Below are 17,397 nucleotides of genomic sequence, written 5' to 3'. Positions count from 1 at the left end.
GTTCGGGCTGCCATCATGGATGCAATGACCGTTCGCGCTCGTACCTTCGCTGCACTCGTGACGTCGCTGTTGACCGTCACCGCCTGCTCGTCGACGTCGGGTCCAGGCGACTCGACCCCCATCACGTCGGACTCGGTGCCCACGCTGGGCGCGCAGGTTCTACGTTCCTACGACCGCGGCGACGACGCCTTCACACAGGGGTTCGAGATCGACGGTGACGTGCTCTACGAGGGCACCGGGCTGGCGGGCTCCTCCTTCGTCCGACGCACGTCGCTCGAGAACATGACCGAGCTGGGGCGGGTCGATCTGCCGTCCGACCTGTTCGGGGAGGGCATCACCGTCGACGGCGACACCCTGTGGCAGATCACCTGGCAAGACGGAGTCGCCATAGCCCGCGACCGAGACACCCTGGCCGAGCAGCGCCGAGTGAACTACGACGGCGAAGGATGGGGGCTCTGCACGCAGGGTGAAGGAATGCCGGACGACCGGCTCGTCATGAGTGACGGCACGTCCACCCTGACCTTCCGTGACCCCACATCCTTCGACACCGTGAACACCGTCGACGTCACACTCGACGGCAATCCGGTGGAACGACTCAACGAACTCGAATGTGCCGAGGACGGCTCGATCTACGCCAACGTCTGGCAGACCTTCGACATCATGCGCATCGACCCCACCACCGGCCGCGTCACCGGCGTCGTCGACGGCAAGCCGATGTGGGATTCGATGACGGCCACCGAGCGCAACGGAGCCGACGTCTTCAACGGCATCGCCCAGATCCCCGGAACCGACCGATTCCTGGTGACCGGCAAATTCTGGCCCAAGATCTTCGAGGTGCGATTCACCGATCCCGCGGCCGTAGGACAGAATTGACCACGTGACCGATCCGCGACTCCCCCACACCACGCCAGGTGCGGAAAACTCGGGCGCTGGCAACGAAACCGGTCACTCCACTGCTGACGAACAGAGCTCGGAGCATCCCGGTTTCGTCAACTATCCACCGGCCGACCCCAGCGCCGGCGGCCACGTGCCGAGCCGCCGCCAACCGTTGCCGCCACTGCACCCGGTGCCCACGCAGCAGATCACTGCGGCGCGTGGCCGAACCGGCGGTCCGAAGCCACCACCGATGCCCAAGAAGCTCACCGTCACCCGCGTCGCGGCGATGCGTGGGCGCGAGCTGACCGGCAAGGGCATCGCGTCGTTCCAGCGTGCTGCGAAAGCCGATGGGGCCGACAAGTCCGGGTTGACCGCGTTGACCTACGCGACGATGGCGAACTTCGCATCCGACGCTGCCCTGGCGATTGCACTGGCCAACACGCTGTTCTTCTCTGCGGCGACCGGTGAGGACAAGACGAAGGTCGCGCTGTACCTGGTCATCACCATCGCGCCGTTCGCGCTGATCGCGCCGCTGATCGGCCCGTTGCTCGACCGGTTGCAGCACGGCCGACGCATCGCGCTGGCCACCTCGTTCGGCCTACGTACCGTGCTGGCGGTGGTGTTGGTGTTCAACTTCGACAGTTGGGTGCTCTATCCAGCGGCACTGGGCATGCTCGTCCTGAGCAAGTCGTTTGCAGTGCTGAAGAGTGCGGTGACGCCGCGAGTGTTGCCACCGGAGATCGACCTCGTCCGCGTCAACTCCAGGCTCACCGTCTTCGGACTCCTCGGGGGCACCATCGCGGCAGGGGCTGTCGCCGGCGGTATCGCCTTCGTCGCCGATTCTCCCGGCGCACTGTGGTTCGTCGCCGCGATCACCGTGCTCGGCGCATACCTGAGCATGCGCATCCCGTCCTGGGTGGAAGTGACCGAGGGCGAGGTTCCGGCCACCCTCGGCTACCACGCCGACCAGCATCACGGCAGCGACTACCCCGGCAGCGGTGCCCCGACCGAGAACCTCAAGCGCACCCCGCCGCCGACCACCGCCGCCAAGAACCGCAGGCAGCCGTTGGGCCGTGCGGTGATCGTCGGACTCTGGGGCAACGGCACGATCAGAATTCTCACCGGCTTCCTCACGCTGTACATCGCGTTCGTCGCCAAATCCCGCACCGAACACGAGCCGCTGCAGCAGGCCGCGATGCTCGGGCTGGTCGGAGCCGCCGCAGGTCTCGGCAACTTCGCCGGCAACGCACTCGGTGCCAGGATCAAGCTCGGCCGACCGTCGTTGGTCGTCCTGCGGTGCACGGTTGCGGTGACGGTCGTCGCCGTCGTCGCAGCCGTGACGGACAGTTTGCTCACCGCTGCCGTGGCCGCCCTGGTCGCGTCGAGTGCGAGCGCACTGGCCAAGGTCTCGCTCGACGCGTCCCTGCAGTCCGATCTGCCGCCGGAGTCCATTGCATCCGGATTCGGCCGCTCGGAAACCGTCATGCAGCTGTGCTGGGTTCTCGGCGGAACCCTCGGGGTGTTGCTTCCCACCGAGTACTGGCTCGGTTTCACGGTCGTGTCGGTGTTGCTTACGATCGGCCTCGTGCAGACCTTCCTGACGTACCGCGGCAGATCATTGCTACCCGGGTTCGGCGGCAACCGGCCCGACCATGTCGAACAAGAAGTATCCGACAGCTCCTACGGCGAAAACGTGACCAAGTGAACCTGGCTCCCCGCACCAAGAAGATCGCGTCGCTGATCGCCGCCGGCCTGTTGGTCGTCGCCGTCGCGTTCGTCGCGGTACTGGCCGTCCTGATCGGCAATGCTTCCGACAAGGAACCGGTCGTCACCGCGTACGCCAACGGTCGAGCCGTTCAGGTCGAGCCCTACCTGTACTGCGCCGTGAGCGACCCGCTGTGCACCAACGTCGGCGAGACCGCCGAGATGCAGGTGGGATCTGCCCCGACGGTGCAGTTGTCGATGCCCGAGGCCGTCTACTCCGCGCCGTGGGAACTGGCACTGGTCTACGGCGACGACAGCGGGACGGTCGTGCAGAACAGCCAGTTCAATCAGCCGGGAACCCGGCTGAGCGTCACCGTCCCGACGACGGACGACAGCGGCCGGACGTTGCTCGGCATCGAAGTTCGGCTACCCACGGGAATCATCGACACCGACACCAATACCGAAAGCTTCGTCAGCCACGCGATCTGGTCCATCGGCACTCGTCCGTAACGATCAGCTGTCGAGCTCGCGAGCGACTGCGCGCACCACCTCGGAGATGCGCTGAGCAATCTTGCGGTCCGGGTACTTGCCCTTGCGGAGTTCCGGCTGCACCGTCGCTTCGAGCAACGTGATCATGTCTTCGACCATGCCGTGCAGTTCGTCGGGCGTGTGCTTGCGCTCGACGGGCTCGCGGCGGGTGCTGCCGCTGTTCTGGCGAATCGACGGGGCAGGCTCGAGAACCTTCAGGCTCAGCGCCTGCGGGCCACGACGGCCCGCAGCCATGCCGAATTCGACGCGCTGGCCGGCTTTGAGGCCGTCGACGCCTTCGGGCAGCGCTGACGAACGCACATACACGTCCTCGCCTTCCTCCTGCGAGAGGAATCCGAATCCCTTGTCGACGTCGTACCACTTCACCTTGCCGGTCGGCACTGAGCTCACCCGTTCATCTGTTGCTGTCGTTGGTTTCGTATCCGCACGCCCGATGTCCGGACCCTGCGGTGTGCACAAGTTTCGCGCCCCACGAAAACGCAGGACGCGAATACGCCAGTCTAGCGCGCAGGCCCCGAATAGGGCATTCCGGTTTTTCGCACGACGCAACGCCGCGCACTACCGTGGTGGTGTGGACTCATCTACTCGCAAGCGAAGTACTGCACTGCTGCGCATCGCGCTGGTGCTGTTCGCGATCGGCCTCGTCGCCATCGTCGCGATCCTGTTCTTCCCGGTCTTCTCCGACGCCAAGCCGCCATTGGGCCTGTACCTGACGGCGATGTTCTCGGCACCCGCCGGATTCGTGCTCGCCCTGGTGTACGCGCTGCTCTCCGGCCGACGGGCGCGATAGATCATGCGACTGCTCCTGAACGTCATCTGGCTCGTGTTCGGCGGACTGTGGCTCGCACTCGGCTACTTCTTCGCGGGACTCCTGCTGTGCATCCTGATCGTGACCATTCCGTTCGGGATCGCGTCGTTCCGCATCGGCGTCTACGCCCTGTGGCCGTTCGGGTCGACGATCGTCGACAAGCCCGGTGCGGGTTCGGGTGCCCTCGTGGGCAACGTGCTGTGGCTCGTCCTCGCCGGGTGGTGGCTGGCGCTGACACACGTCGTCACGGCGATCGCCATGGCCATCACGATCATCGGTATTCCGCTCGCGATCGCGAACCTCAAGTTGATTCCGGTCTCGCTGATGCCGCTGGGAAAAGACATCGTTGCGGTTCGGTGACCTTTCGAGGCCCCCTCGGTTGATGTGACTTCCGTCACATAACGCTTCGGTAACAGACCGGCAACAGCACGGGGTCGATCACCGAGAACAGCCACTAGCTGGGCCTATTCGAGCGACCGGAATCAGACCGTCGGGACGGTCGCTGACACACGAAAAAATCGACAGTTACCAAATAGTGACGTAACCCGGGAATTTCAGTACGGTCAGCAGCGGCCGGAAAGTTCGGCCGAATTCCGGCCCGCAGCGCCAAACCTCGTCCCGCGGGAACCGGAACAACCCTCGACGATCACCCAGGGGACGAGGACGGGGGACCCACGTCCTCCACGGACAACCGGGAACTTGTAGCGACTCACGAAGCCGCACCTAGTTCCCTTGGGGTGAAGCCCAATTGCTCATCCGATATGGAAGAGCAAGAAGGCCGGGCTACCTCTCAGCCCGAACCCGACAGCTGACCTCGCAGGCGCGTGTGGAGAGGATTTCAACTCGTATGAGCGGACGTCATCGCAAGCCGAGCACCACTGGCAAGACCGTCGCAAAGGTAGCCGTCACCGGTGCCATCATGGGCACCGCGGGCATCGCCTTCACCGGCACCGCCAACGCGGCACCGGATTCCGACTGGGATCGCCTTGCACAGTGTGAAGCAGGCGGCAACTGGGGCATCAACACCGGCAACGGCTTCCAGGGCGGATTGCAGTTCTCCCCCAGCACCTGGAACGCACACGGTGGACAGCAGTACGCGGCAACGGCCAACCAGGCCAGCCGTGAAGAGCAGATCGCAGTCGCCGAGAAGGTCCTCGACTCGCAGGGCTGGGGCGCATGGCCTGCCTGCTCCTCGAGCCTCGGTCTGAGCAGCGCACCCACCGAGCGCAGCGTTCCGGTCACCCCCAAGGCACCGGAAGTTCCCGCCCTCCCCGATCTGACGTCGATCCCGTCGATCGATGCTTCCGCCGAGGTCGTCAACGGCATCGTCACCGCCGTCCAGAACATCACCAACGATCCCCAGATCGCGTCGTTCGTCCAGAACGCCGCGCAGGGCATCCAGCTCGATCCGCAGGTCGTCAGCTTCTACCAGGCGAACAAGGCGTTCCTGCCCCAGTAGGCAAGAACCCGCCGCATACGAGAAAAGCCCCCGACATCGTGACGATGTCGGGGGCTTTCTCGTGTTCGGGCGCCGTTGTCAGCGATTGACGACGGTCACCGGATGGGCGTAGGGCAGGTCTTCGACGGGCAGCGGGAACTCGGTGTCCTCGCCGAAGGGCGACAAGCCACCCGATCGAGCGGACGAGAGTTCGGTCACCGCGTGGTCACCGCGAGCGGTTTCCGGCCAGCCTGGATCGACATAGGGCTTCTTCGACTTGTTCACCATGGGCCCATTTTGACACCTGCCCTGCGGCGAGCACCAGCCCAGGTCTCTAATCTGATAGACGATGACCGACACGACTGCGCCCCGACACACCGACATGCCTCCCGATCTGCCTCAGTGGATCGCAGCTCGCACCGACGCGGAGCTGATCAAGGCCATGTCGTTGCGTCCGGATCTGACTGCGCCGCCGCCCGCCTCGCTGGCAGTCCTCGCCGGCCGGGCCGAGCAACGCCGGTCGATCCTGCACACTGCGGACACCCTCGACACCCTGGCCCTGACCGTGCTCGAGATCCTGGCCATCGAAGAGGCCTACGAGCGCCCGGTCACCAGGGCCACTCTGCTGTCCGTCATCGCCAAGCGTGCCCCGGCGAAGGCCGTGGACAAAGCGCTGTCACAACTACGCGAACGCTTCCTCGTCTGGGGTGACGCCGCAGGATTCCGGATCAGCGCCACCGCTGCGGACGCCGTGCCGTGGCGCATCGGCCGCGCTCTCGACCCGGTGGACACCCTCACCGAAACCCACATCACCACAGCGCTGGCCGCACTCGAAGACGGCGAACGCAATCTTCTCGACACCCTGGCCAGATCGTCGCCCACCGGCCGTACCCGAGACGCCGCACCGGGTACCCCACCCGACAGACCCGTGCAGAAACTGCTCGCCGCAGGGCTGCTGATCTGGTTGGACGAGCAAACCGTCGAACTCCCCGTCCAGGTCGGTCAGATATTGCGCGGCGAGCCCATGACGGATCCCCGCTCACTCGCCGAGCCGAAGCTGACCACCACGGCACATGCGCTCACCGACGTCGACGCCGCCGCGGCGGGCGAGGCACTCGAGCTCGGGCGGCACTGTGTGGCGATCATCGAGGCGCTGTCCGCGTCGCCGGCTCCCGCCCTCAAGGCCGGCGGGCTCGGCGTGCGCGAGCTGCGCAAGATCACCAAGGCCACCGGACTCGACGACGACCGCGTGAGCATCGTCGTCGAACTGCTCGCCGCCGCCCACCTGATCTCCAGCGGAACCCCGGACCCCGTCCCCTCCGCCGACACCGGCGACGACTACTGGGCACCGACGCCCGCCGTCGACGCGTGGCTCGCCGCCGCCCCGGCCGCCCGCTGGCACACTCTCGCCTCCGCCTGGCTCGAGACCCCGCGAGCACCGTGGGTGATCGGCATGCGAGACCCCAACGACAAGCCCATTGCCGCACTGTCGGACGAAGTGCGCTCGCCGGCCGCGCCCCGGGACCGACGCATGATCCTGGAGCTGCTCGCCGAACTCGGCAGTGGGCACGCCGCGACGCCCGCCGACCTCACCCGCACCCTGACGTGGCGTCGACCCCGGTGGTCCGGACGGTTCGGCGTGACACCCGTCGGGCACGTGATCGCCGAGGCGACCGCGTTGGGAGTGGTCGCGCGCGGCGCGATGTCGACGCCGGGACGCTCCCTGCTGCACGACGGCAACGCCGAGGCCGATATGCGCGCGGCACTCCCCGAGCCGATCGACTACGTGCTGGTGCAGGCCGACCTGACTCTGGTGGCACCGGGGCCGCTCGAACCGGATCTGCAGGATCGGATCGCGCTCGTCGCCGACGTCGAGTCGGCAGGCGCAGCGACCATGTATCGCATCAGCGACACGAGCCTGCGCCGGGCCCTCGACGTGGGCCTGACGGCCTCGGAGTTGCATTCGTTGTTCGCGACCCATTCCCGCACTCCCGTTCCGCAGGCCCTGACGTATCTGATCGACGACGTGGCTCGGCGTCACGGCCGGCTGCGCGCCGGCGTGGCCGCCTCGTTCGTCCGGTGCGAGGATCCGGCGTTGCTCGCCGAGGTGATGGCCTCTCCGGCCGCCGAGTCGCTGGCCCTGCGCGCCCTCGCTCCGACCGTCGCGATCTCTCAGGCACCGCTGGCCGAGGTGCTGTCGGTACTCGCCGGGGCCGGATTCGCGCCCGCGGGCGAGGACTCGTCCGGCACGATCGTCGATCTTCGAGCCCGCGGCTCGCGGGTGTCGGCGCGGCGGCCACGCCAGACGTTCCGTACCCCGGCCGTTCCCACCGACGAGCAGCTCGGGTCGTTGGTACGCGGGATGCGTGCCGCAGACCGCGCTGCGGGCAACGGCGGTGCGGTGGTGCGGGCCGACGGATCTCGCGCGAGCAGCACGGCGACGATGACGCTGCTGCAGACAGCGGCGAAGGTCAAGCGCAGCGTCAGCATCGGGTACGTCGACGCGCAGGGCGTCGCGACCCACCGCATCGTCGATCCGATCAGCATCGGCGGCGGCCAACTCGACGCGTTCGACCCCGCCACCGGGGGCGTGCGACGGTTCACTCTGCACCGCATCACCTCTGTCGCCTTGGTGGACTGAGTCACCGCTCACGTGCACGCGGGCCCCTACCTGTGGACAATGGAGAAGTTGCGCTCTTTCGGGCGCAGCAGAAGTCTCTAGGAGGAACCGTGACCGACGGCCCGCTGATCGTCCAGTCCGACAAAACGCTGTTGCTCGAGGTCGATCACGAACTCGCGGGCGCAGCGCGGGCGGCGATCGCACCGTTCGCCGAGCTCGAACGTGCCCCCGAGCACGTACACACCTACCGCATCACCCCGCTGGCGCTGTGGAACGCGCGCGCTGCCGGTCACGATGCCGAGCAGGTGGTCGACGCGTTGGTCAACTACTCGCGCTATGCGGTACCGCAACCGTTGCTGGTCGACATCGTCGACACGATGGCTCGGTACGGCCGGCTGCAGTTGGTCAAGAGCCCGATCCACGGTCTGGTGCTGATCAGCCTGGACCGCGCCGTGCTCACCGAAGTGATGCGGCACAAGAAGATTGCGCCCATGCTCGGCGCGATGGTGGACGAGGACACGGTCATCGTGCATCCGAGCGAACGCGGCCACGTCAAGCAGATGTTGCTCAAGATCGGCTGGCCCGCCGAGGACCTCGCCGGCTACGTCGACGGCGAAGCGCACCCGATCGAGCTCGACACCGAGGGCGGCAAGTGGACGCTGCGCGACTACCAGGAGATGGCCGCGGATTCGTTCTGGGCCGGCGGCTCCGGTGTCGTCGTCCTGCCGTGTGGAGCGGGAAAGACGATGGTCGGTGCGGCGGCGATGGCCAGGGCCAAGGCCACCACGCTGATCCTGGTCACCAACACCGTCGCGGGCAGGCAGTGGAAGCGCGAGCTCATCGCTCGCACGTCGCTCACCGAGGAGGAAATCGGCGAGTACTCGGGTGAGCGCAAAGAGATCCGCCCTGTGACAATCGCCACGTACCAGGTCATCACCCGTCGAACCAAGGGTGAGTACAAGCACCTGGAGCTGTTCGACTCCCGCGACTGGGGTCTGGTCATCTACGACGAGGTGCACCTGCTCCCCGCACCGGTGTTCCGCATGACAGCCGACCTGCAGTCACGTCGCCGACTCGGCTTGACGGCCACGCTCGTCCGAGAGGACGGACGCGAGGGCGACGTCTTCTCGCTGATCGGCCCGAAGCGGTACGACGCGCCATGGAAAGACATCGAGGCGCAGGGGTGGATCGCACCGGCCGAGTGCATCGAGGTGCGCGTCACCCTCACCGACGCCGAACGCATGTCGTACGCGGTCGCCGAACCGGAGGAGCGCTACAAGCTCTGCTCGACGGCGCACACCAAGATCGCCGTCGTGAAATCGATCCTCGCCAAACACCAGGACGCTCCGACGTTGGTGATCGGCGCGTACCTCGATCAGCTGAACGAACTCGGTGAAGCCCTGAACGCGCCGGTGATCCAGGGCTCGACCAAGAACAAGGAACGCGAGGTGCTGTTCGACGCCTTCCGCAAGGGTGAGATCCAGACGCTGGTGGTGAGCAAGGTGGCGAACTTCTCGATCGACCTTCCCGAAGCATCGGTGGCGGTCCAGGTTTCGGGAACGTTCGGCTCCCGGCAGGAAGAAGCCCAGCGACTGGGCCGATTGCTTCGGCCCAAACACGACGGTGGTCAGGCGCACTTCTACTCGGTGGTCTCGCGCGACACTCTCGACGCCGAATACGCCGCGCACCGTCAGCGGTTCCTCGCCGAACAGGGGTACGCATACCGCATCACCGACGCCGACGACCTGCTCGGCCCGGCAATCTGACGCTTCGTGTCGGGATCGGCGGCATGCTAGGAATAGCAGTGTGCGCCGATTCGAGTTTCCAGTAGACGTAGCCCACGCGAAGTCGGTCAACGAGACGTTCACCGAACTTCGCCGGCTGCGGAGCTCCGCGGCGCTCACGGCAGTGGTCCTGCTGGCACTGGGGGTCTGGTTCTTCTGGATCGCGACGCCGTGGTCGTACATCCTCGGCGGCGTGTTCTGCATCGGTGCGGCGACGTCCCTGTGGGTCATGGTGTGGGCACCGAAGAAGATGGGATCCATCGAATCGCTCTACACCCGGGGCGATCTGGTTCCGGCGGTGGTGGCCGAGACGCTGCCGAGCGGCGCGACGTTGCTGTCGCTGGTCGACGTCGCGAAACCCGGAGTCGACGAACCGCACTACGTTCTGATCACGCGCGTCGTCCGTGCGCTGCCCGGCCACGCCGTCGAACGCGGCGCCGAGGTGCCTGCGGTGTCGGTGCTCGCCGATCGCGGCCGTAACACCGGTGGGCGCACCTGGCAGCTGGTGTCTGCGATGCCGATCGCCTGGGGCACCACCGACGCGGCCGTCCTGGCACGCGCCGCCGCCGAGATCACCGAGGGCGAATGGGCACTGCTGCACGCCAACATCGGACTGTCGGAGAAGGTACGCAAGGCCAAGAACCAGCAGCTGCTCGTGGACCCCGCCGATCTGCCCGAGGACCTGACGCGGCCTACCGAAGAGCCGGGAGTGGAGCCCGCGGAACGACCTACCGAAGAGCCGGGAGTGGAGCCCGCGGAACGACCTACCGAAGAGCCGGGATGACCTCGCGCTCGAAAAGTTCGATGCCGGAGCGGTCGTAGGCGGCTTCGGGGAAGTAGAAGATTCCGTACGTCATGCCCTGCTGCTGCAGTTCGGTCAGGTTCTCGACAATCTGCTCGGGTGTTCCGACGGCAGGCATTCCGCGGTATGCGCTCAATGCCTCGTGTGCCTTCTCGGCTCCGACGTGTTCGGTCAGTCGAGCTTCGAGAGCGCGTAGCCGCTCCTGCACCTCGGCCTCAGTGGAGCCGATGGCCACGTTGTAGTTGGCCGAGCGGACGATGGCGTCGAAATCCGTGCCGACAGTTGCGCAATGATCGCGCAGCAGAGCCGATTTGGCAGCGAAACCGGTAGGGGTTCCATCGAAGTTGGTGTAGTTCGCGTACTTCGCTGCGATCTTCAGTGTCACTTTTTCGCCACCACCGGCGATCCACAACGGGATGCCGCCCTCCTGCAGGGGCAATGGGCGCACCACGGCACCGTCGATCTCGTAGTGCTTGCCGTCGAGATACACCTCGCCGGTGGTCCACGCTTGTTTGAAGATCTGCACGCCCTCGTCGAGGCGACCCAATCGTTCACCGGCAGAGGGAAATCCGTAGCCGTAGGCGCGGAACTCGTGCTCGTGCCACCCGCCGCCGATACCCATCTCGACCCGACCGCCGGAGATGATATCCACTGTCGCAGCAACTTTCGCGAGGTAGGCAGGGTTGCGGTAGGACATCGCCGTGCACATCTGCCCCAGTCGGATACGCGAGGTCGACGCGGCCAATGCGGACATCAGCGACCAGGCCTCGTGCGTCGCCTCGTCCGTCGCGACGGGAACGGTGTGGAAGTGGTCGTAGACCCACAGTGATTCCCATGGTCCGGCTTCGGCGGCAACGGCATGCTCGCGCAGCACACTCCACTGCTGGGCCGGATCGATCCCGACCAGATCCAGCCGCCAACCCTGAGGCACGAACATTCCGAATCGCATGACAGGCACAGTACAGACGCAGGCCCGACGCTCGCGACGGCTGTGTGAACTACGCTGCAGGAATGTCCGAGATGTTGCCGTCGCGCACAGTGACCCGGTTGCGCCCGTTCGCATCGACCATTTTCGCCGAGATGACCGCACTCGCGGTGGCGAAGAATGCCGTCAATCTGGGGCAGGGATTCCCGGACACGGACGGACCGTCGGCCATGCTCGAGGCCGCGCGCGACGCCATCGCCAACGGCCTCAACCAGTACTCCCCCGGCCCGGGCATGCCGGTCCTGCGCGCAGCCATCTCCGACGACCGGCTCGCGCGGTTCGGACTTCGATACGACCCCGATTCGCAGATTCTCGTCACCGTAGGTGCAACCGAGGCCATCTCGGCGACGCTGCTCGGCTTGATCGAGGCGGGCGACGACGTGTTGTTGGTCGAGCCGTTCTACGACTCCTATGCGGCCGCTGTGGCGTTGGCCGGTGCCACTCGCACGGCCGTACCCCTGGTCACCGACGGCAACGGATGGACCGTCGACACCGACGCGCTCGCGCGGGCCGTGAGCCCACGAACGCGCATGCTGATCGTCAACTCGCCGCACAATCCCACCGGCACCGTGTTCGATCGCGAGACCATGATCCGCATTTCCGAGATCGCGATCGCCCATGACCTGCTCGTGCTCACCGACGAGGTGTACGAGCATCTGATCTTCGACGACGGCGTGCACACCCCGATCGCGACGCTGCCGGGCATGTTCGAGCGGACTGTCACCGTGTCCAGTGCCGCGAAGACGTTCAACGCCACCGGCTGGAAGACCGGGTGGGCGCTCGGACCGAAAGAGCTGATCGATGCGGTGCGCGCCGCCAAACAGTTCATGAGTTTCGTCGGCGGTACCCCGTTCCAGCCCGCGGTCGCGTACGCACTCGGGCACGAGCAGGCCTGGATCGCCGCCATGCGCGACGGTCTGCAGCGCAAGCGAGACATGCTGTCCGCGGCCTTGATCGAGGCGGGCGCGGGCGTCAAGCACAGTGCTGGAACGTATTTCGTGTGTGCCGACATCGCACCGATCGGCCGCGGTGATGCGTACGAGTTCTGTCGCACCCTGCCCGATCTCGTGGGCGTCGCCGCGGTACCGGTGACTGCCTTCGTCGACGAGCCTGCGCCGTGGAATTCGTTGGTGCGCTTCGCTTTCTGCAAGCAGGACCACGTGCTCGCCGATGCCGCCGAGAGGTTACGGCGATTGTGACTGCGCAACCGACGATTCCGGCGTACTTCGTCAGGCAAGCCGTCGACCTCGCGGCCAACGGCGGAGTGGACCTGACGTACCCGTTGTCGATGGCCGGGATCGGAACCACCATTCTCGCCGACCCGGCGGAGCGGCTCACCACCCGACAGGTCACCGCGTTCACCCAGGCCGTCTGGGCGATGACCGGCGACGAACTGTTCGGACTTGCCGCAGTTCCCGTGCGGCGCGGCAGCTTTCGCGTGGTGTGTCAGACGTTGATACACACGGAGAACCTGTGGGCGGCGCTGATTCGAATGTCCGAGACCATGCGAGTGCTCATTCCGGTGAAACCGATGACGCTGGATCGAACCGAGCAGTCGACGATCCTGACGGTGCACGTCGAAGCCACGACCGACCTGAGCCCCGAAGCGAACGAGCTCGCCGAACGATTGCTGACCGACTTCCTGCTGATCCTGCTGCATCGATTCGCGGCGTGGCTGATCGGTAACCGGGTCAAACTCCTGTCGGTTCAGTTGCCCTACGCGTTGCCCGGGCCCGAGGCCGGAAAAATGTACGACACCATATTCGGAACCCATGTGCAGTTCGGATCCGACCGCGCCGCACTGGAATTCGACACCGCGCTCATGCGTGCCCCGATAGTGCAGACCGAAGCAACACTGGCCGAGTACCTTGCGGAGTCACCCAACCTGCTGTTCTCGTCGAGGGACTACGACAGCACCGCGTCGAGCCAGGTTCGAAGGGCCCTGGAGACCGGATTCAAAGGCGGTACGCCGGCCACCGAAGAGATTGCGGCCATGCTCAACATCAGCCCGCCGCATCTGCGACGCGTCCTCCGTCAGGAGGGCACCTCCATCAATCAGCTCCGCGAGGAGGTTCTGCGCGATGCTGCCATCTCGGGGTTGAGCCGCGGCGACAGCGTGGACGACATCTCGGCCCGCCTCGGCTTCTCCGAGCCGAGCGCATTCCGCCGGGCCTTCAAGCGCTGGACCGGACAGACTCCCGGCGCGTATCGATAGACATCCCGGGGGGGGGCGATCAGCTGACGCAGAATTCGTTGCCCTCGGGATCGGTCATGGTGATCCAGGTGCTGGGCCCTTGCTGCCCGCGATGCAGTACCGACGCGCCTCGACCTTCGAGTTCGGTCACCACCGCCTCGCGTCCGTCACCGACACGAACGTCGAGATGGAGTCGGTTCTTCACGGACTTCGATTCGGGTACCGCCTGGAACAGCACGCGCGGGGTGCCCGGAGATTCCGGATCGGTGATGCCCTGGCCGGCTCGCCACACCAGAACGCCGTCGAACACGGTTGTGTCCTCCTCTCGGGCGTGGCCTGCCGCAACCATCTCGCGAATGAAATCCTCGTTGCTGGGTTCGACCTGCCAGCCGAGAGTCTGTGCCCACCATGTCGCGAGCGCATGCGGGTCGACACTGTCCACGACGACCTGAAATCGGTAACCCATGCGAGCACGATACCGCCGGGCGCTGGCAATGGGAACACCTGTTCGATACAGTCGAGTCATGTCGCTCGCGATGCAAGGTTCGCTGTTCGGTGACGACGACGGTGGCGTCGGGTCACTGCAGTCCGTCACCCGCCGCGAGCTGACACTCGGTGCCTGGGTCGATGTGCGCCCGGGCTGGTTGTCCGACAGCGATCTCTTCGACTCGCTGGTCACCGACGTCGACTGGCGGGCCGAACGCAGGCAGATGTACGACCGTGTGGTCGATGTGCCGCGCCTGGTTCGGTACTACGCCGAACGCGAGCACTGGCCGCACCCGGCACTGTACGAGGCCCGCGATGCACTCGACGACCACTACCGAAGCGAACTCGGCGAGTCGTTCGCCACCGCGGGACTGTGTTACTACCGCAACGGGTCCGACAGCGTCGCCTGGCACGGCGACAACATCGGTCGCAGCGCCACCGAGGACACGATGGTGGCGATCGTATCGCTCGGCGCGACAAGACAACTCATGCTCCGCCCCCGCGGCGGCGGTGCCTCTCTCAAATTCACCCTCGGGCACGGCGACCTGGTGGTGATGGGCGGATCCTGTCAACGCACCTGGGAGCATGCAATTCCCAAGTCCACCCGCGCGGTCGGTCCACGCATCAGCGTGCAATTTCGACCGCGCGGGGTTCGCTGATCCACGACGCGTCAGCGCGCGGCGTTCGAGGCCCGACGCGTCTCGACGGCCGCCGCGAGAGTGGCCAATTGCGTTGCCGTCGTATCCCAGTCGAGGCATGCATCGGTGATGGACTGGCCGTATACGAGCTCGTCCCGGTGGCCGAGTTCGAGGTCCTGACGCCCCGCGACGAGGAAACTCTCGAGCATCAGCCCGACGATTCCGTGCTCGCCGGCCGCGACCCTGGCGGCCACGTCGGTGACGACGTCCACCTGCTTGTTGTGATCCTTACGGCTGTTGCCGTGGCTGGCGTCGATGACCACTCGCTCCGGCAGACCCGACTTACGCAGGCGGGCAACGGTATCGGTCACGGACTCGGCGTCGTAGTTCGGTCCGTCGACGCCGCCGCGCAGGATCACGTGGCAATCGGGGTTGCCGACGGTCCTGATCAAGGCAGCCTTGCCGTCGAGATCGGTTCCGGGGAAGACGTGGCTCGCGGACGCAGCGCGGGTCCCGTCGACGGCGACCTGGATGTCACCTTCGGTCGAGTTCTTGATGCCCACCGGCATCGACAATGCGCTGCACAGCTGCCGGTGCACCTGGCTGGCCGCGGTCCGTGCTCCGATAGCACCGTAGCTGACCAGGTCCGCAATGTACTGCGGGGTGATCGGGTCCAGGAATTCGCAGCCGACGGGTAGGCCGAGCGCAGAGATGTCCAGCAGTAGCTGGCGTCCCACTCGAAGACCTTCGTTGATGTCGAAGCTGCCGTCGAGGTGCGGATCGTTGATCAGCCCCTTCCAGCCGAGCGTCGTCCGCGGCTTCTCGAAGTAGACCCGCATGACGATGTGCAGTCGATCGCCCAGCTCGGCTGCCGTGGCGGCGAGGCGGCGGGCGTAGTCCAAGGCGGCGTCGGTATCGTGCACCGAACACGGGCCGACCACGACGATCAGTCGATCGTCGCGACCGTCGAGAATGTCGACGACACCGGAGCGTCCGGTACGAACACTGGCCGAGATCGCGTCGTCCACCGCATGCTCGCGGCGCACGACCGACGGCGCAACCAGCGGACTGATACTGATCGTGCGCTGATCGTCGAGTGACGGGGTGTCGAGGGAGAGCGTCATGAGAGGGGTTCCTGTTCCCAGGCCGGCTCCGCATGCTCCACGCGCACTTCGAGCCGGTCTGTATCCGGCTCGTGGGGTGGAGGTCAGCGCATGGCGTCGCTGGCTGACCCACCCGGGGCCGGCCTGCTAAACCAGAAATACGTGCGCTGCATGGAAAGCACCGTAACAGACTCTCCCGCGATGCATCCATGTGCTGACCCCAGGCTAGGGTTACCTATCCATGCCCGCTCGGTGAAAGAGATCGAAGTGAAACGTCTGCTCGTCGCCACTGCCCTTGTCGCAGTCGCAGCTCTGACCACCGTCGCGTGCGGCGACAGCGGCGAGCAGACGCCGAGCACCGCCACCTCTCCCACCTCCAGCACCGACGCGGCATCGGACGCACCGGGCCCCACCGGCATCCCCGACGGGATGGGTTCGGGTGCTGCCGACGGCGAGTTCCCGCGCACCGTCGGGCATTTCGGCGGATCCACCGACATCCCCGCCGAACCGAAAAAGATCGTGGTGATCGCCACCGGCCAACTCGACGCCGCGTTGACCCTGGGCGTGATCCCCACCGGTGCCGCCTACGGCGACGGAGCCGATCTGGTGCCCGACTACATCAGCTTCTCGTTCCCCCAGTACGCGGACCGACTGGCGCAGATGGCAGATCTGGGCAACCGCCAGAGCGTCGACATCGAGGCCGTCGCCGCCGCCGAACCCGACCTCATCCTGGCCAACAAGACCGGCTCGGAAGACATCTACCCGACCCTGTCGGCCATCGCGCCGACCGTACTGACCGAGGGCACCGGCGTGAACTGGAAGCAGGACTTCCTTCTTCTCGCGGACGCACTGGGACGCACCGAGCAGGCGCAAGGGTTCCTGGACACATTCGCGTCCGACGCTCGCGCACTGGGTGATTCGGTCTCCAACGGCGGCGGATCCGGGGGCGCTCCGACGGTGTCGTTCGTCCGCTTCACCGCAGACCGGGCCCGCGTGTTCGGCGTCGCGTCGTTCGCGGGATTCATCGCCTCGGACGCTGGGCTGGCGCGCCCGCCCAGCCAGCAATTCGACAAGACCTCGCAGGACTTCAGCGAGGAAGAGATCCAATTGGCGAACGCCGATTGGGTATTCGTCTCCAGTCAGGACGCGGGAGCCGATTCGAGCGCCGCGTCGTACACCACCAATCCATTGTGGACCGGGATGAGCGCGGCAACGCAGAACCACATCGTGCGCGTCGACGACGACCCGTGGTACCTCAACGCCGGCCCCACGGCGGCAACCATCGTGCTCGACGGCCTGAAAAACGCCCTGCAGAGCTGACCCCCATGTGAGTGACGGAGCCTGATTGGTCGTTCCGCAGGCTCCACTCCCGACTCGTAGCAGGCCACGAAGTTCCACTCAGATCGAGCA

The 17,397-nt window shown here is 66.0% G+C and carries 18 protein-coding genes and 1 riboswitch; of the genes, 13 read left to right on the top strand and 5 right to left on the bottom strand.

Features of this window, described 5'->3' with window-relative positions:
• The first annotated feature begins 24 nt into the window (after positions 1-24).
• From QM588_RS08585 to QM588_RS08575, 3 genes are read left to right on the top strand one after another with little or no spacing between them, the layout of a single operon-like run.
• Positions 25-873, top strand: coding sequence for a glutaminyl-peptide cyclotransferase (locus tag QM588_RS08585; protein WP_442972885.1), 849 nt, complete (start codon positions 25-27; stop codon positions 871-873).
• 4 nt (positions 874-877) lie between these two features.
• The gene (locus QM588_RS08580) at positions 878-2,581 is read left to right on the top strand and encodes an MFS transporter (RefSeq protein WP_283312623.1); all 1,704 of its coding nucleotides are present in this window, start codon (positions 878-880) and stop codon (positions 2,579-2,581) included.
• The gene (locus tag QM588_RS08575) at positions 2,578-3,090 is read left to right on the top strand and encodes a DUF2771 family protein (protein ID WP_283312622.1); all 513 of its coding nucleotides are present in this window, start codon (positions 2,578-2,580) and stop codon (positions 3,088-3,090) included. The genes QM588_RS08580 and QM588_RS08575 overlap by 4 nt, the downstream gene beginning before the upstream one ends.
• 3 nt (positions 3,091-3,093) lie before the next feature.
• Here QM588_RS08575 and QM588_RS08570 read toward each other — a convergent pair whose 3' ends face one another.
• Entirely contained in the window at positions 3,094-3,510 is a 417-nt protein-coding gene (locus tag QM588_RS08570) for a cold-shock protein (protein WP_167327283.1), read from the bottom strand.
• A gap of 190 nt (positions 3,511-3,700) precedes the next feature.
• Between QM588_RS08570 and QM588_RS08565 the strand changes: the two genes are divergently transcribed.
• The 3 genes from QM588_RS08565 to QM588_RS08555 all read left to right on the top strand — a co-directional run bounded on the left by QM588_RS08565 (position 3,701) and on the right by QM588_RS08555 (position 5,396).
• A complete protein-coding gene (locus tag QM588_RS08565; RefSeq protein ID WP_027495896.1) occupies positions 3,701-3,919 on the top strand; it encodes a hypothetical protein in 219 nt (72 codons plus the stop codon).
• A gap of 3 nt (positions 3,920-3,922) precedes the next feature.
• Complete coding sequence (locus QM588_RS08560) at positions 3,923-4,297, top strand: YccF domain-containing protein (protein ID WP_027495895.1); 375 nt, start codon at positions 3,923-3,925, stop codon at positions 4,295-4,297.
• Positions 4,298-4,567: 270 nt separating this feature from the next.
• Positions 4,568-4,776: riboswitch (cyclic di-AMP (ydaO/yuaA leader) on the top strand.
• Positions 4,777-4,784: 8 nt separating this feature from the next.
• Entirely contained in the window at positions 4,785-5,396 is a 612-nt protein-coding gene (locus QM588_RS08555) for a resuscitation-promoting factor Rpf1 domain-containing protein (protein WP_283312619.1), read from the top strand.
• 78 nt (positions 5,397-5,474) lie between these two features.
• On the opposite strand, the gene QM588_RS08550 is transcribed toward QM588_RS08555, so the two are convergent.
• A complete protein-coding gene (locus QM588_RS08550; protein ID WP_008719333.1) occupies positions 5,475-5,663 on the bottom strand; it encodes a hypothetical protein in 189 nt (62 codons plus the stop codon).
• Between the two features lie 61 nt (positions 5,664-5,724).
• Between QM588_RS08550 and QM588_RS08545 the strand changes: the two genes are divergently transcribed.
• The 3 genes from QM588_RS08545 to QM588_RS08535 all read left to right on the top strand — a co-directional run bounded on the left by QM588_RS08545 (position 5,725) and on the right by QM588_RS08535 (position 10,563).
• Entirely contained in the window at positions 5,725-8,016 is a 2,292-nt protein-coding gene (locus QM588_RS08545) for a helicase-associated domain-containing protein (protein ID WP_283312617.1), read from the top strand.
• A gap of 89 nt (positions 8,017-8,105) precedes the next feature.
• Positions 8,106-9,761 (top strand): DNA repair helicase XPB, encoded by a 1,656-nt coding sequence (locus QM588_RS08540; RefSeq protein WP_283312616.1) that lies wholly within the window; start codon positions 8,106-8,108, stop codon positions 9,759-9,761.
• Positions 9,762-9,801: 40 nt separating this feature from the next.
• A complete protein-coding gene (locus tag QM588_RS08535) occupies positions 9,802-10,563 on the top strand; it encodes a DUF3239 domain-containing protein (RefSeq protein WP_283312615.1) in 762 nt (253 codons plus the stop codon).
• Here the strand turns inward: QM588_RS08535 and QM588_RS08530 are convergent.
• On the bottom strand, positions 10,544-11,530 hold the full coding sequence (locus QM588_RS08530) for an LLM class F420-dependent oxidoreductase (protein ID WP_283312614.1): 987 nt from the start codon (positions 11,528-11,530) through the stop codon (positions 10,544-10,546). The genes QM588_RS08535 and QM588_RS08530 overlap by 20 nt on opposite strands.
• A gap of 62 nt (positions 11,531-11,592) precedes the next feature.
• Between QM588_RS08530 and QM588_RS08525 the strand changes: the two genes are divergently transcribed.
• Complete coding sequence (locus QM588_RS08525; RefSeq protein WP_283312612.1) at positions 11,593-12,765, top strand: pyridoxal phosphate-dependent aminotransferase; 1,173 nt, start codon at positions 11,593-11,595, stop codon at positions 12,763-12,765.
• Positions 12,762-13,781, top strand: a complete 1,020-nt coding sequence (locus QM588_RS08520; protein ID WP_283312610.1) for an AraC family transcriptional regulator — start codon at positions 12,762-12,764, stop codon at positions 13,779-13,781. The genes QM588_RS08525 and QM588_RS08520 overlap by 4 nt, the downstream gene beginning before the upstream one ends.
• 19 nt (positions 13,782-13,800) lie before the next feature.
• Here the strand turns inward: QM588_RS08520 and QM588_RS08515 are convergent, their stop codons facing one another.
• A complete protein-coding gene (locus QM588_RS08515) occupies positions 13,801-14,226 on the bottom strand; it encodes a VOC family protein (RefSeq protein WP_283312608.1) in 426 nt (141 codons plus the stop codon).
• Between the two features lie 58 nt (positions 14,227-14,284).
• Here QM588_RS08515 and QM588_RS08510 point away from each other — a divergent pair, with 58 nt between their 5' ends.
• A complete protein-coding gene (locus tag QM588_RS08510) occupies positions 14,285-14,905 on the top strand; it encodes an alpha-ketoglutarate-dependent dioxygenase AlkB (RefSeq protein ID WP_283312607.1) in 621 nt (206 codons plus the stop codon).
• Between the two features lie 11 nt (positions 14,906-14,916).
• On the opposite strand, the gene QM588_RS08505 is transcribed toward QM588_RS08510, so the two are convergent.
• Positions 14,917-16,008 carry a 3-deoxy-7-phosphoheptulonate synthase gene (locus QM588_RS08505; protein WP_283312606.1) on the bottom strand — a complete coding sequence of 364 codons (1,092 nt, stop codon included), beginning with the start codon at positions 16,006-16,008 and terminating at the stop codon, positions 14,917-14,919.
• 246 nt (positions 16,009-16,254) lie between these two features.
• Here QM588_RS08505 and QM588_RS08500 point away from each other — a divergent pair, with 246 nt between their 5' ends.
• Entirely contained in the window at positions 16,255-17,307 is a 1,053-nt protein-coding gene (locus QM588_RS08500; RefSeq protein WP_283312605.1) for an ABC transporter substrate-binding protein, read from the top strand.
• Positions 17,308-17,397 lie beyond the last annotated feature (90 nt).

Source organism: Rhodococcus sp. IEGM 1354, from assembly GCF_030056855.1.
Lineage (GTDB): Bacteria > Actinomycetota > Actinomycetes > Mycobacteriales > Mycobacteriaceae > Rhodococcoides.
The sequence above is the reverse complement of the archived record's forward strand: the minus strand, read 5'-3'. Positions and strand labels throughout refer to the sequence as shown.

Bases quoted from the DNA above. Each gene is read 5' to 3' on its own strand.
- QM588_RS08585 (WP_442972885.1), top strand. From the start codon at position 25: ATGACCGTTCGCGCTCGTACCTTCGCTGCACTCGTGACGTCGCTGTTG.
- QM588_RS08560 (WP_027495895.1), top strand. From the start codon at position 3,923: ATGCGACTGCTCCTGAACGTCATCTGGCTCGTGTTCGGCGGACTGTGG.
- QM588_RS08555 (WP_283312619.1), top strand. From the start codon at position 4,785: ATGAGCGGACGTCATCGCAAGCCGAGCACCACTGGCAAGACCGTCGCA.
- QM588_RS08550 (WP_008719333.1), bottom strand. From the start codon at position 5,663: ATGGTGAACAAGTCGAAGAAGCCCTATGTCGATCCAGGCTGGCCGGAA.
- QM588_RS08545 (WP_283312617.1), top strand. From the start codon at position 5,725: ATGACCGACACGACTGCGCCCCGACACACCGACATGCCTCCCGATCTG.
- QM588_RS08530 (WP_283312614.1), bottom strand. From the start codon at position 11,530: ATGCGATTCGGAATGTTCGTGCCTCAGGGTTGGCGGCTGGATCTGGTC.
- QM588_RS08525 (WP_283312612.1), top strand. From the start codon at position 11,593: ATGTCCGAGATGTTGCCGTCGCGCACAGTGACCCGGTTGCGCCCGTTC.
- QM588_RS08515 (WP_283312608.1), bottom strand. From the start codon at position 14,226: ATGGGTTACCGATTTCAGGTCGTCGTGGACAGTGTCGACCCGCATGCG.
- QM588_RS08510 (WP_283312607.1), top strand. From the start codon at position 14,285: ATGTCGCTCGCGATGCAAGGTTCGCTGTTCGGTGACGACGACGGTGGC.
- QM588_RS08505 (WP_283312606.1), bottom strand. From the start codon at position 16,008: ATGACGCTCTCCCTCGACACCCCGTCACTCGACGATCAGCGCACGATC.